Source organism: Thauera sp. GDN1, from assembly GCF_029223545.1.
Classification (GTDB): domain Bacteria; phylum Pseudomonadota; class Gammaproteobacteria; order Burkholderiales; family Rhodocyclaceae; genus Thauera.
This window is the reverse complement of sequence record NZ_CP097870.1, coordinates 3225048-3238574: the sequence shown is the minus strand read 5'-3', so window position 1 is coordinate 3238574 and position 13527 is coordinate 3225048. Positions and strand designations below refer to the sequence as shown.

At 67.9% G+C, this 13527-nt stretch carries 14 protein-coding genes and 1 other RNA gene; 4 read left to right on the top strand and 11 right to left on the bottom strand.

The features are described from left to right. Positions 1-159: 159 nt before the first annotated feature. A complete protein-coding gene (locus CKCBHOJB_RS14935) occupies positions 160-1575 on the bottom strand; it encodes a TonB-dependent receptor (RefSeq protein WP_281049447.1) in 1416 nt (471 codons plus the stop codon). A 40-nt stretch (positions 1576-1615) separates the two neighbouring features. Further along, on the bottom strand, positions 1616-2434 hold the full coding sequence (locus CKCBHOJB_RS14930) for an NADPH-dependent oxidoreductase (RefSeq protein ID WP_281049446.1): 819 nt from the start codon (positions 2432-2434) through the stop codon (positions 1616-1618). Between the two features lie 292 nt (positions 2435-2726). On the opposite strand from CKCBHOJB_RS14930, the gene CKCBHOJB_RS14925 reads away from it, so the two are divergent. Then, complete coding sequence (locus CKCBHOJB_RS14925; protein WP_281049445.1) at positions 2727-4418, top strand: AMP-binding protein; 1692 nt, start codon at positions 2727-2729, stop codon at positions 4416-4418. An 81-nt stretch (positions 4419-4499) separates the two neighbouring features. Beyond that, positions 4500-4598, top strand: an RNA gene (gene ffs, locus CKCBHOJB_RS14920) — signal recognition particle sRNA small type. A gap of 94 nt (positions 4599-4692) precedes the next feature. Here the strand turns inward: ffs and CKCBHOJB_RS14915 are convergent. Further along, positions 4693-5586, bottom strand: coding sequence for a ZIP family metal transporter (locus CKCBHOJB_RS14915; RefSeq protein WP_281049444.1), 894 nt, complete (start codon positions 5584-5586; stop codon positions 4693-4695). Between the two features lie 216 nt (positions 5587-5802). Between CKCBHOJB_RS14915 and argB the strand changes: the two genes are divergently transcribed. Then, entirely contained in the window at positions 5803-6705 is a 903-nt protein-coding gene (gene argB, locus CKCBHOJB_RS14910) for an acetylglutamate kinase (RefSeq protein WP_281049443.1), read from the top strand. Between the two features lie 115 nt (positions 6706-6820). Here argB and CKCBHOJB_RS14905 read toward each other — a convergent pair whose 3' ends face one another. Beyond that, positions 6821-7258: an Hsp20/alpha crystallin family protein gene (locus CKCBHOJB_RS14905; RefSeq protein WP_281049442.1), complete on the bottom strand. Its 438-nt coding sequence runs from the start codon at positions 7256-7258 to the stop codon at positions 6821-6823. Positions 7259-7488: 230 nt separating this feature from the next. On the opposite strand from CKCBHOJB_RS14905, the gene CKCBHOJB_RS14900 reads away from it, so the two are divergent. Continuing rightward, entirely contained in the window at positions 7489-7722 is a 234-nt protein-coding gene (locus CKCBHOJB_RS14900; RefSeq protein ID WP_348634850.1) for a cysteine-rich CWC family protein, read from the top strand. Here CKCBHOJB_RS14900 and CKCBHOJB_RS14895 read toward each other — a convergent pair. From CKCBHOJB_RS14895 to CKCBHOJB_RS14865, 7 genes are all read right to left on the bottom strand, one after another. Then, complete coding sequence (locus CKCBHOJB_RS14895) at positions 7661-8044, bottom strand: barstar family protein (protein WP_281049441.1); 384 nt, start codon at positions 8042-8044, stop codon at positions 7661-7663. The genes CKCBHOJB_RS14900 and CKCBHOJB_RS14895 overlap by 62 nt on opposite strands. Beyond that, positions 8041-8436 carry a ribonuclease domain-containing protein gene (locus CKCBHOJB_RS14890; protein ID WP_281049440.1) on the bottom strand — a complete coding sequence of 132 codons (396 nt, stop codon included), beginning with the start codon at positions 8434-8436 and terminating at the stop codon, positions 8041-8043. The genes CKCBHOJB_RS14895 and CKCBHOJB_RS14890 overlap by 4 nt, the downstream gene beginning before the upstream one ends. Before the next feature lie 85 nt (positions 8437-8521). Continuing rightward, positions 8522-10321 carry an aspartate--tRNA ligase gene (gene aspS / locus CKCBHOJB_RS14885; RefSeq protein WP_281049439.1) on the bottom strand — a complete coding sequence of 600 codons (1800 nt, stop codon included), beginning with the start codon at positions 10319-10321 and terminating at the stop codon, positions 8522-8524. A gap of 84 nt (positions 10322-10405) precedes the next feature. Next, a complete protein-coding gene (locus CKCBHOJB_RS14880; protein ID WP_281049438.1) occupies positions 10406-11032 on the bottom strand; it encodes a DUF502 domain-containing protein in 627 nt (208 codons plus the stop codon). Between the two features lies 1 nt (position 11033). Continuing rightward, positions 11034-11297, bottom strand: coding sequence for a zinc ribbon domain-containing protein (locus CKCBHOJB_RS14875; protein ID WP_281049437.1), 264 nt, complete (start codon positions 11295-11297; stop codon positions 11034-11036). Between the two features lie 132 nt (positions 11298-11429). Continuing rightward, positions 11430-12281 carry an A24 family peptidase gene (locus CKCBHOJB_RS14870; protein ID WP_281049436.1) on the bottom strand — a complete coding sequence of 284 codons (852 nt, stop codon included), beginning with the start codon at positions 12279-12281 and terminating at the stop codon, positions 11430-11432. 3 nt (positions 12282-12284) lie between these two features. After that, positions 12285-13514 carry a type II secretion system F family protein gene (locus CKCBHOJB_RS14865; protein ID WP_281049435.1) on the bottom strand — a complete coding sequence of 410 codons (1230 nt, stop codon included), beginning with the start codon at positions 13512-13514 and terminating at the stop codon, positions 12285-12287. Between the last annotated feature and the right edge of the window lie 13 nt (positions 13515-13527).

Here is a 13527-nt window from a genome sequence, read left to right as displayed (position 1 = left end):
GTCTCGTGTGCCGCCCGCGGCGGGCGGGCGACCTTGTTGCGCAGCCGGACGACTGCGTTGCTGCGCTGCCATATATGAAGACCGCAACGCCCGCCGAAGTTCAAAAAAAGACCCTGCTTTGGGCAGGGTCGGGGTCTGCAGGGTACGCGGCACAGGCGCTCACTCGGTGTCGAAGCCGAGCAGGCGGCCGTCGATGATGCGCTGCGCGACCGCCTCCGGCACCTCGGCCTCCCAGTCGCCGCGCCCGCGCCGCAGTCGCGCCAGCACGTCGGCGATGTCGATGTGCAGGTGACTTTCGTCGAGCGGCTGCACCGCCACCAGCTTGTCGTTCTCCTTCAGGTGGGCGAGCAGGTGGCGCAGGTTGTCCGGCACCTGCACGTTGTCGAGGGTGACCGTGGCCGAGGCGTCGGTGCCGCGCGGGCGCGAGGGGTAGACATAGACGTGGGTGTTGTCCGGGAACAGCTTGCCGAAGGCTTCCAGGATGCCGCCCTCCAGGCCCTCGTAGTACTTCTCGTCGAACAGGAAGGCGAAGTCGCGCACCGACAGCACGATGCCGATCGGCTTCTGCGTGTAGCGGCGCAGGTAGGCGCGCAGGCGGAAGAAGCGCACGTAGTCCGAGATCATCACCGTGTAGCCCTGCGAGGCGAGCAGGTCGATGCGGGCGAGGAAGTCGGCGCCGTCCACGTTGTCGCCGCTGATCAGCGAGTTCATCGTGATCTCGGCGAGCGACAGGACCTCGTTCTCGTCCACCGCGGCAAGCTGGCTGAACTGCCTGCGGCCAGCGGCCATCATGTCCACGTTGACCAGGGTCACCGGCTTGAAGCTGCCGCGCATCACCATCACCGGCTTGCGGTAGAAGAGCTCGCCCGGCACCACCACCTCGCCCGCCGGGTTGAACACCACCGCGCGCGTGAGCCAGCTGCGGATCAGGTGCAGGTTCATCAGCCGGTTCTCGACTTCCTCGAAGTAGGGGCCGGAGAAGTGGATCAGATCCACCTCGATGCGGTCCGAGCCCAGGCCGTCGGCCAGGCCCTCGACCACCCACTCGGGCTGGTCGTGGTGGAAGAAGGCGCCGTAGATCAGGTTCACGCCGAGGATGCCGAGCGCCTCGGACTGCTGGGCGTTGTCGTTGTCGAGCATGCGCACGTGCATGATCACGTCGCTCGGCTCGGCGCCGGGGTGCAGCTGCAGGCGGATGCCGACCCAGCCGTGGCATTCGTTCTTCTGCTTGAAGCTGCGCGCGGTGACGGTGGCGGCGTAGGCGAAGAAGGTGGTGTTCTTCGGCCGCAGGTGGGCGAGGCGCGCGACCACCTGGGAGAATTCCTTGTCCAGCATCTGCAGCAGGCGGGCGCGGCTGACGTAGCGGTCGACATGGCCGTAGATGTCGTCGCTGACCGCCATGTCGTAGGCCGACATGGTCTTGGCGATGGTGCCGGCCGCGGCACCGACCTGGAAGAAGCGGCGCGCCACCTCCTGGCCGGCGCCGATCTCGACGATCGCCCCGTACTTGTACTTGTCCAGATTGACCGCGAGGGCCTTCTGGTCGGTGGTCAGCGTGGTGTCGCGTTTGCGCATGGACTGTCCTCGGCTGGAACGGGGGCGGCGGATGGCTGGATCACTTGAGCGGGAAGCCGAGCGCGTGCAGCGCCTCGACCAGTCGATCGCGCCCCGACAGGGTCTCGGGACCGGCGATGCGCTTGGCCGAGTGCACCGCCCAGCTGCCATGCACGTTCATGTTCTGTTCCGTGTAGAAGCGCGCCATGGCCTGGTTATAGGCCTCGACGCCCTCGTCCTGGACGTCCTCGCGGTAGCGCTCGTGATGCAGCACCACCGACTGCGGCGGGCGCGGCTTGACCGCGGTCGGGCGGGCCGGATCGGGCGTGCCGACGCACATGCCGAAGACCGCGAACACTTCGGGCGGCAGCTCGAGCAGCGCGGCGACCTGTTCCGGGTGGTTGCGCATGCCGCCGATGTACACGATGCCGAGGCCGAGCGATTCGGCCGCGGCTGCGGCGTTCTGCGCGGCGAGCGCGGCGTCGATGACGCCGGTCAGGAACATCTCGGTGTAATCGAGGCCCGCCGACGGGCGGCCGAGCTGGCCGGCGATGCGGCGCAGGCGGGCGAGGTCGGCCAGCCACACCAGCTGCAGCGGCGCCTCGCGCACATGGGCCTGGTTGCCGGCGAGCTCGGCGAGGCGGGCGCGCTTGCCGGCGTCGCGGACTGCGACCACACTCCATACATTGAGGTTGGACGAGCTGGCAGCCGACTGTGCCGCGGCGACGATGGCGGCGAGCTGTGCGTCGCTGACCGGATCGGGCAGATAGGCGCGCACCGAGCGATGGTCGAGCAGCTGTTCGATCAGCGGGCTCAGTGCGGCAGCCGGCGCGGCGCCAGTGCCGTAGCGGGCGCTCAGGCGGGACGGAGGCGAAGACATGGGCATTCCTCGGGTCGGACAGGGGGTGTCGGCAAGCAGTATAGCGGCTGGCTGCGACGCGGCGCATGCGCGGCCCGGACCGCGTGCAGCCGTTGCCCAAGGAGCCGCCTGACGGGGAGCGGGGCCGGTCGAGCGGCGCGCGCGAATGGCCGCCCGGGTCGTCCGCATGAGTTTTTTTTGATCCCGATCGGTGAATTACGTTAACGTCAACGTAAAATAACGCCCGACCGCGGTGCCGCCGGCCGCCGATGATTCGCCAATGATGCCAACGATGTAATGGAGAGGAGAGCCCATGACTGCCCTGAATGAATTTCTCGCCGCCCGCGACTTCCTGTTGCAGCACCGCAGCGACTACGCCACCGCCTACGCCGGCTTCACGTGGCCGAAGCTGAAGGAGTTCAACTGGGCGCTGGATTACTTCGACGCCATGGCCAAGGGCAACGACAACCCGGCGCTGTGGATCATCGAGGAAGACGGCCGCGAGTCGAAGCTCAGCTTCGCCGAGATGTCGGCGCGCTCGAACCGCGTCGCCAACTGGCTGCGCAAGCAGGGCGTCAAGCGCGGCGAGCGCATCCTGATCATGCTCGGCAACGAAGTGCCGCTGTGGGAGACCATGCTCGCCGCGATCAAGCTCGGCGCGGTCGTGATCCCGGCGACCACGCTGCTGACCCCGGACGACCTGGTGGACCGCGTCGAGCGCGGCCAGGTCAAGCACGTGGTGATCGGCAAGGCCCACACCGACAAGTTCGAGAGCCTGCCGGGCAGCTTCGGCCGCATCGCCGTGGGCGGCGCGCCGGTGGGCTGGAAGGCCTTCGAGGAGGCCGCCGCCGAGTCCGACGTCTTCACCCCGGAGGGCGTGACCCGCGTCGATGACCCGCTGCTGCTGTACTTCACCTCGGGGACCACCTCCAAGCCCAAGCTGGTGCTGCACACCCACCAGTCCTACCCGGTCGGCCACCTGTCGACGATGTACTGGATCGGCCTGAAGCCCAACGACCGCCACATGAACATCTCCTCGCCGGGCTGGGCCAAGCACGCCTGGAGCTGCTTCTTCGCGCCCTGGAATGCCGGCGCCTGCGTGTTCCTGTACAACTACAACCGCTTCAACGCGGCGGCCCTGCTCGACGTGCTGGTGCAGTACGAGGTCACCACCATGTGCGCGCCCCCGACCGTGTGGCGCATGCTGATCCAGCAGGACCTGGCTTCGGTCAAGACCAAGCTGCGCGAGCTGATCGGTGCCGGCGAGCCGCTGAATCCGGAAGTCGTCGATCAGGTGAAGAAGGCCTGGGGCATCACCATCCGCGACGGCTTCGGGCAGACCGAGACCACCGCCGAGATCGGCAACACCCCCGACCAGCCGCTCAAGCCCGGCTCCATGGGCCGTCCGCTGCCCGGCTACAAGATCGCCCTGCTCGACGTGGACAGCAACCCGGTGACCGAGGGCGAGATCTCGCTGGTGCTCGGCGACAGCCGTCCGGTGGGCCTGATGGTCGGCTACTCCGGCGATCCGGCGAAGACCGCGGAAGTGATGCGTGACGGCCACTATCGGACCGGCGACGTCGCCAGCATCGACGAGGACGGCTACATCACCTACGTCGGCCGTGCGGACGACGTGTTCAAGGCCTCCGACTATCGAATCAGCCCCTTCGAGCTCGAGAGCGTACTGATCGAGCACCCGGCGGTGGCCGAAGCCGCGGTCGTGCCGAGCCCGGATCCGGTGCGCCTGGCGGTGCCCAAGGCCTTCGTGATCCTGGTCGCCGGCCAGGAACCGAGCAAGGAGCTGGCCAAGGAGATCTTCGCCTTCACCCGCGAGCGCCTGGCCCCGTACAAGCGCATCCGCCGCCTGTCCTTCGCCGACTTGCCGAAGACGATCTCGGGCAAGATCCGCCGCGTCGAGCTGCGCAAGGCCGAAGAGGCGCGGGGCGAGAACGCGCGTGGCGAGCTGGAGTTCTTCGAGGAAGACTTCCCCGAGCTGAAGGGCTGAACGAGGGGCTGATCCCGCCCGGCGGAGCGCGGCTTCTTTGCCGCACCGCAGCGGCCGGCATGCTGCTACAATGCCGGCCGTGGCGGGTCTCCCCGCATTGCAGCGCGGTGAACCTGGTCAGGGCCGGAAGGCAGCAGCCACAGCCGCTTCCTGCAAGTGCCGGGGGTCAGGCTCGCCACCCCGAATACGACAAGCGAAGGGCGCTCCATGCGGGCGCCCTTCGCTTTTACATCTTCCGCTGGTCGAGGCATGAGGTGCTGGCGCGCCACGCGTCTCAGCCCAGCAACGCATCCATCAGCATCATCAGCACGAAGCCGGCCATGAGGCCGCCGGTGGCCAGGGTTTCATGGCCGCGGCGGTGCGACTCGGGGATGATCTCGTGACTGACCACGAACAGCATCGCGCCGGCGGCACCCGCCAGGCCCCAGGGCAGGATCGTCGCCGACACCGAGACCATCATCGAGCCGGCGATGGCGGCGATCGGTTCCATCAGACCCGACACCGCGGCCACGCCGAAGGCCAGCCAGCGGCCGTAGCCGGCGGTGACCAGCGCGATCGCGACGATCAGGCCTTCGGGAACGTTCTGCAGCGAGATCCCGGTCGCGACCGCATCGCCCGCAACGCCGTCGATACCGGCGGCAACGCCGATCGCGAGGCCCTCCGGGATGTTGTGCACCGCGATCGCGAACACGAACAGCCACACCGCATTGGCGCTGCGCCGCCCTTCCGGCGCGTGGGTGTGGGGCAGGGCGTGGTCCATGGCCAGCAGGCCGCCGGCGCCGAGCAGCAGACCGAGGGCGACCAGCATGGCGGCGCCCGAGGCCGAGCCGGCGTGCCCCTGCGCGGCCTCGAAGGCGGGCAGCAGCAGCGAGAACACGCTCGCGGCCAGCATCACGCCGGCCCCGAAGCCGAGCAGCAGGCCCTGCACGCTGGCGCCGATGCGGCGCACCACGAGCAGCGGCACCGCGCCGAGCGCGGTGGCCGCCGCCGCCATCGCGCCGCCCGAAATCGCGCCGGACACCGGCAGATCGAAGCCTTCGACGCCGCGCACGAGCTGGGCGATCAACAGCGCGAGGCCGGTGAGCGCGATCAGCCAGCCGCTGAGCGCACGCAGGGCGCCGGCCGGGCTGGCGGGCTGGAAATGCAGGCCGGCTACCTTGGCGACCATGGCGGAACTCCTCGTCTCGGGTGCTGAAACGGGCAATCGCCCGCTTTCGACGATTGCAGTATGGACTCCGGTTTTCGATAGCTCAAATTGAACGTAACGACGTGCTCGATAGAAAATTAATATCAATTACGCCGCCGTCTTGCCGATCGTCGCGGTGCGCTTCCGGTTCCGGGGGCGGGCCACTAGAATCTCGGGGTTCGTTCAAGGAGCTTCCCGATGACCCAGTCCGCCCCCCACCAAGACGTGAGCCCCGCGCGCAAGGCCGAGATCCTTGCCGAGGCCCTGCCGTACATCAAGCGCTTCTTCGACAAGACCATCGTCATCAAGTACGGCGGCAACGCGATGACCGACCCGCACCTGAAGGACTGCTTCGCGCGCGACGTGGTGCTGCTCAAGCTGGTCGGCCTCAACCCGGTGGTGGTGCACGGTGGCGGTCCGCAGATCGAGAACCTGCTCGCCCGCGTCGGCAAGAAGGGCGAGTTCATCCAGGGCATGCGGGTGACCGATGCCGAGACCATGGAAGTGGTCGAGATGGTGCTCGGCGGCCAGGTGAACAAGGAGATCGTCAACCTGATCAATCAGGCCGGGGGCAAGGCCGTGGGCCTCACCGGCAAGGACGCCAGTTTCATCCGCGCCAAGAAGCTGCTGATGCAGAAGCTCGACGCCCCCGCGGGCGACCTGATCGACGTCGGCCAGGTGGGCGAGATCACCAGCATCGACCCCAGCCTGATTTCCTTCCTCGACCAGGGCGACTTCATCCCGGTGATCGCGCCGATCGGCGTGGGTGAAGCGGGCGAGACCTACAACATCAACGCCGACGTGGTCGCCGGCAAGCTCGCCGAGATCCTCAAGGCCGAGAAGCTGGTGCTGCTCACCAACACCCCGGGCGTGCTCGACAAGGCGGGCAACCTGCTCACCGGCCTGACCCCGCGCCAGATCGACGACCTGGTGGCCGATGGCACGCTGTCGGGCGGCATGCTGCCCAAGATCGGCTCGGCGCTGGACGCGGCGCGCAATGGCGTGAAGTCGGTGCACATCATCGACGGCCGCGTCGAGCACTGCCTGTTGCTCGAGATCCTGACCGACCACGGCGTCGGCACGATGATCAAGAGCAAGTAGGGGCAAGCGCATCGGGGCTGCGGTTTCACGGTCCGAGAAAAGCAGAACCCGCCGCCGGCGCTCGCCGGGGCGGGTTTTTTCATACGCCCGATGCGGCGGGAACGGTGCCGCGCGATCAGTCGATGGTCAGCCGCTTGGCCTGGGCCTCGGCCTTCTTCGGCAGCGCCAGTTCGAGCACGCCGTCCTTGAACTTGGCCGAAGCCTTGGCCTCGTCGATCTCCTGGCCGAGCTGGAAGCTGCGCGAGACCTTGCCGAAGTAGCGCTCGGTGCGCAGGACCTTCTCGCCTTCCTTCACTTCCTTTTCCTGCTTGCGCTCGGCGCTGATCGACACCACCGGGCCGTCGATGTGCACATGGATGTCTTCCTTCTTCATCCCGGGAAGCTCGGCGTGCACCTCGTAGCCATCGGTGTTCTCCTTGACGTCGACCCGCATCTGCGGGGCATCGGCCCCGAGGTTGGCCAAGGCGCCGCCGCCGAAATCGACGGGGCGGACGAAGAAGCCACGGAAGAAGTCCTCCAGGGGGTCGGCGCGTCGGGTGACATTGGTGCTCATGTGCGGTTCTCCTCTCGACAAGGTGGCCGGTGCATTCCGGCCTCAAAGCCAATATAGGCGCGCATCAGGGGTTTTCAAGACGGCGGGCGTGCGATGTCCGGGAGCAAGGCGGTCGGGAGGAGCGGGCGGCGGGAAGACGCAGGGATGGACTATCATCGCCGGCGCAGTGCTTGCTGCCTCCGCTGCCGGCACTCACCGGCTTCCGACATCCCATCAGGCGGGCATGGACCATGAACGACCACACCAACACCTGTCCACGCTGCGGCGCACGTTTCACCTGCGGCATGCAGGCCGGCGAACCGGCATGCTGGTGCGCCGCCTATCCCGCGGCCTTCGCAGTGCCAGAAGCCGGCGCGGTGGCGGTGGATGCCGGGTGCTATTGCCCGCGCTGCCTCGCGGAACTCATCGAGGAGCGGCGGGCGCGTCTGGCGCAGGCGGAGCATCCGCCTGCGGCGTCTCGCTGAGGGCGAATTCGAACGCGACGCCTTCCGCAGCCCAGAACTCGGCCGCGTCGGTGAGGATGTCGAGCGCGACTTCCAGGGTTTCGGGCGCGGCGGCGCGCAGGGCCTGAGGGTCGGCGAGTTCGAGGCGGTAGTGGTGCGCGGGGAGCCAGGACAGGTCGGTCAGGCAGTCGGCGAGCGCGTCCCAGTTGTGGCCGAACCAGGCGGGGAAGTGGAGCGCACAGGCGAAGCGCGAGAGCAGCTCGGCCTTGTCGGCGCAGGCCGCGAGGTCGATGCGGATGTCGAGCGGTGCGCCGGGGGCGGGGCGCGGCGGCGTGGCGTTCATGGCAGGGGCTCGATCCGGCGGAAGCTGCGGTAATGATCGGCGGTGTAGTAGAACACCTCGGGTGGGTCGCCGCCGGCGACGATGCGGCGGGCGCCGCGGTCGCGCGAACCCGGCGTCGGCACGGTGTATTCGCGGTAGTAGCCGCGCGGCTTGCCCGGCAGCAGGCGTTCGCGGTTGTGGAAGGTGGTGCCGTCCTTGCGATAGGGGAAGGGGCCGCCGCGCTGGATCAGCGCGAGGGTCTCGATCGCCTCGGCCGGCAGCCCGGCGTGGGTGGAGCGGGCAGGCGTGCGTGCGTCTTGGGTGGCCTCGGGCCCGCCTGCCGGCGAGCAGCCCGGCAGGGCCATAACCACCGAGAGCAGGAGCAGCAGGCGCAGCAGCACGGTGCGGAGCATGGCGGTGTTTCGGATGCGGCAGGTTTGCGGGCGGACGGCAGCGGTCCCGCGCGGAGCGCTGCCGTCGTGCGTCGCGGGGCGGCGCTCAGCCGCGCTCGACCTCGACCTGGGTCTCGACCTTCTGGCGCAGGCGGATGTGCAGCTCGCGCAGCTGCTTCTCGTCCACGCCGCTGGGCGCGTCGGTCAGCAGGCACTGGGCGCGCTGGGTCTTGGGGAAGGCGATGACGTCGCGGATGGACTCGGCGCCCGTCATCATGGTGACGATGCGGTCCAGGCCGAAGGCGAGGCCGCCGTGCGGGGGCGCGCCGTACTTGAGCGCGTCGAGCAGGAAGCCGAACTTGGCCTGCTGCTCCTCGGGGCCGATGTTGAGCGCCTGGAACACGCGCGCCTGCACGTCGGCACGGTGGATACGCACCGAGCCGCCGCCGATCTCCCAGCCGTTGAGCGCGAGGTCGTAGGCCTTGGCCAGACACTCGCCCGGGTTGGACTCGAGCAGGTCGATGTGCTCGTCCTTCGGGCTGGTGAAGGGATGGTGGCAGGCGGTCCAGCGCTTGTCGTCCTCGTCGTACTCGAACATCGGGAAGTCGACCACCCACAGCGGGCACCAGGCTTCGCCGGTGACGTAGCCCTTCTCGTGGCCGAGCTTGATGCGCAGCGCGCCCATGGCGTCGTTGACCACCTTGGTCTTGTCGGCGCCGAAGAAGATCAGGTCGCCCGACTGCGCGCCGGTGCGCTCGAGGATGGTACGCAGCGCGGTTTCGTGCAGGTTCTTGACGATCGGCGACTGCAGGCCCTGCTCGTTGGGCTGGGTGAGGTCGTTGACCTTGATGTAGGCCAGGCCGCGGGCGCCGTAGATGCCGACGAACTTGGTGTATTCGTCGATCTCGCCGCGAGTGAGGCTGTTGCCGCCCGGCACGCGCATCGCGGCGACGCGGCCGCCCGAAGTGGCGGGGCCGCTGAAGACCTTGAAGGCGACGTCCTGCACCGCGTCGGTGACGTCGGTGAGTTCGAGCGTGACGCGCAGGTCGGGCTTGTCGGAGCCGTAGCGGCGCATCGCCTCGGCGTAGGTCATGCGCGGGAAGGGCGCGGGCAGTTCGACGTCCATCGCTTCCCGGAACACGACGCGGATCATCTCCTCGACCAGGGCGGTGATCTCGTGCTCGTCCATGAAGGACGTCTCGAGATCGACCTGGGTGAATTCGGGCTGGCGGTCGGCGCGCAGGTCCTCGTCGCGGAAGCACTTGACGATCTGGTAGTAGCGGTCGTAGCCGGCGACCATCAGCAGCTGCTTGAACAGCTGCGGCGACTGCGGCAGGGCGAAGAACTGGCCCGGATGCACGCGCGAGGGCACCAGGTAGTCGCGTGCCCCTTCCGGCGTGCTCTTGGTCAGCATCGGCGTCTCGACGTCGATGAAGCCGGCGCCGTCGAGGAAGCGGCGGAAGGCCATCGTGGTCTTGTAGCGCAGCATCAGGTTCTTCTGCATCTGCGGGCGACGCAGGTCGATGACGCGGTTGGTCAGGCGCACCGTCTCGGACAGGTTCTCGTCGTCGAGCTGGAAGGGCGGCGTGGCGGCGGCGTTGAGCACCTCGATGTCGTGGCAGAGGATCTCGATCTCGCCCGAGGTGAGGTTGGCGTTCTCGGTGCCGGCCGGGCGGCGGCGCACCTTGCCGCTCATCTTCAGCACGAACTCGCTGCGCACCGACTCGGCGGTCTTGAACATCTCGGCGCGGTCGGGATCGCACACCACCTGCACCAGGCCCTCGCGGTCGCGCAGGTCGATGAAGATCACGCCGCCGTGGTCGCGGCGACGGTGCACCCAGCCGCAAATGGTGACGATCTGGTCGAGGTCGGCGGCGGTGACTTTTCCGCAGTAGTGAGTTCGCATGTCGGGTTCCGGCTGGTCGGGGGCGGCGGGCCGCCCCGGGGAGTCAATGATCGTTGAGGGTCTGGCTGGCTGCAGCAGGCGTCGTCATTCGTTGAGCAGCGCGGCACGCGTGGCCGGCTTGCGCAACGGGGGCGCGACCACCCCCATGGAGATGATGTACTTGAGCGCCTCGTCGACGCTCATGTCGAGCTCGATGACGTCCTCGCGCGGCATCATCAGGAAGAAGCCCGAGGTGGGGTTGGGCGTGGTCGGCACGTACACGCTGACGTAGTCGCCCTCGAGATGATTGGCGGCGTCGCCGCCCGGCTGTCCGGTGAGGAAGGCGATGGTCCACGCGCCCTCGCGCGGGTACTGCACCAGCAGCGCCTTGCGGAAGGCCTGGCCGCTGCTGGAGAACAGGGTGTCCGAGACCTGCTTGACGCTGTAGTAGATCGACTTCACTACCGGGATGCGCGCGAGCAGGGCTTCCCACAGCCGCACCAGCTTCTGGCCGAGCACGTTGGCCGCGACCAGGCCGGTGAAGAAGATGATCAGCAGGCTCGCGACCACGCCGACGCCGGGAATGTCGAAGCCGATGTAGCGGCTCGGCTGGTGCTCGGCGGGCAGCCACAGCAGGATGGCGTCGAGCGAGCCGACGATCCAGGCGAGCACCATGAAGGTGATCGCCAGCGGGATCCAGATCAGCAGGCCGGTGATGAAGTATTTTTTCAAGTCAGTGGCACGCGCAGCCGCCGCCGCAACCGGCCGCAGGGGAGGAGTCGGAGGAGGACGAGGCGGCCGGGGCCGAGCTGCTGCCACCCTTGAAGTCGGTCGCGTACCAGCCCGAGCCCTTGAGCTGGAAGCCGGCGGCCGACAGCAGCTTGGCGTAGCCGGCGGCGCCACAGGAGGGGCAGGCGGACAGGGGTTGATCGCTCATTTTCTGCAGGTGTTCCTTCTGGAAACCGCAGCTCGGGCAACGATATTCATAGATGGGCATGGCGTGCTCCCGAAAACAAGTGCGCAAGTCTAACGCAATGCAGCATAAGGAAAAAGCGCGCCCCGGTTGCCGGAGCGCGCTCGATACATGAGGGCGGAGGAGGTCTGCTTCAAGCCCCTTGCGCGGGCAGGGTCAGAGCAGGCCGAGATAGCGTGTCGTCAGCGCTTCGCCCCAGAACAGCGCGATCACGCCGGCGGCGGCGAGGTAGGGGCCGAAGGGGATCGGCACGTTGCGCCCGTGGCGGGCGAACACGATCAGGCCGATGCCGACCGCCGCCCCGACCACGGAGGACAGCAGGATGGTCAGCGGCAGCACCTGCCAGCCCAGCCAGGCGCCGATCGCGCCGAGAAGCTTGAAGTCGCCGTAACCCATGCCTTCCTTGCCGGTGGCGAGCTTGAACAGCCAGAACACCGACCACAGCGCGAGGTAGCCGGCCATCGCGCCGACGACCGCGCTCGACAGTTCGGTGTAGGTGTCCGCGAGGTTGAAGGCCAGGCCCAGCCACAGCAGGGGCAGGGTGATGTCGTCCGGCAGCAGTTGGGTGTCGAGGTCGATGAAGGCCAGCGCCATCATCGCCCAGATGAAGAGCAGGGCACCGGCCGCGGCGGCGCCGAAGCCGAAGTGCCAGGCCGCATAGCCCGACAGCAGCGCGGTGAAGGCCTCCACGATCGGGTAGCGCTTGCTGATGCCGGCGCCGCAGTGGCGGCAGCGCCCGCGCAGCAGCACGTAGCTGACCACCGGGATGTTCTCCAGCGCGCCGATCTGGTGTCCGCAATGCGGGCAGCGCGAGCGTGGGGTGGCGAGGTTGAAGCGTTCGCCGGCCGGCGCGTCCTCGCCGCGCAGTTCGGCGGCCTGGGCGTGCCAGTCCTGCTCCATCATCTTCGGCAGGCGATGGATGACGACGTTGAGGAAGCTGCCGACGAACAGGCCGAGCAGGGTCGCGAGCGTGGCGAAGGCCACCGGGTCGTGCAGCAGCGCGAGCATGGATCAGATGACCGAGCCGAGCTTGAAGATCGGCAGGTACATCGCCACCACCAGGCCGCCGATGATGGTGCCCAGGAACACCATGATGATCGGCTCGAGCAGTTGCGACAGGCCGGCGACGGCGTCGTCGACCTCCTGCTCGAAGAAGTCGGCGACCTTGCCGAGCATGCCGTCGAGCTGGCCGGATTCCTCGCCGATCGACACCATCTGCACCACCATGGTGGGGAACACGTCCGCATTCTGCATGGCGACGGTGAGGCTGGTGCCGGTGCTGACCTCGCTCTGGATCTGCTTGGTCGCCACCATGTAGACGTGGTTGCCGGCGGCGCCACCCACCGAGTCCAGCGCCTCCACCAGCGGCACGCCGGCGGCGAACATCGTCGACAGCGTGCGCGTCCAGCGTGCGATCGTGGCCTTGCGGATGATCGGGCCGATCACCGGCAGGCGCAGCACCAGGCGGTCGAGCGTGGTCTGCATGGCGGTGGAGCGCTTGTAGCTCCAGGCGGTGGCGACGATCGCCCCGATCAGGACGCCGAATATGACGTACCAGTAGTCGACGAAGAAGTCCGACATCGCGATCACCAGCAGGGTCGGCGCCGGCAGATCGGCGCCGAAGCTGGAGAACACGTTCTTGAACTCGGGAATCACGAACAGCATCATCACCGAGATCACCAGCGCGGCGACCACCACGACCGCGGCCGGGTAGAACAGCGCGGACTTGATCTTGCCCTTGATGGCGAGGATCTTTTCCTTGTAGGTGGCGATGCGGTCTAGCAGGCTGTCCAGGATGCCGGCCTGTTCGCCGGCGGCGACCAGGTTGCAGAACAGCTTGTCGAAATGGACCGGATGCTTGGCGAAGGCCTGCGACAGGTTGAGGCCGGTCTCGACGTCGGTGCGGATCTCGTTGAGCAGGCGCGAAAGCGCCGGATTGCCCGAGCCCTTCATGGCGATGTCGAAGGCCTGCAGCAGCGGCACGCCGGACTTCATCATGGTGGCGAGCTGGCGGGTGAACAGCGCGATGTCCTTGTCGGTGATGCGCCCGCCGCGCGACATCTTCAGCTTCTTGATCTTGCCGACCTGGATGCCCTGGCGGCGCAGCATGGCCTGCACCATGGCGTCCCCGTTGGCGCGGATCTCGCCGCGCACGACCTTGCCGGTCTTGTCCTTGCCTTCCCAGGTGTACAGCTCTTCCTTGGGGCCTGTGGCGCGCATCGCCCGGCTCGCAGTCGCCATGAGATCGAACGTC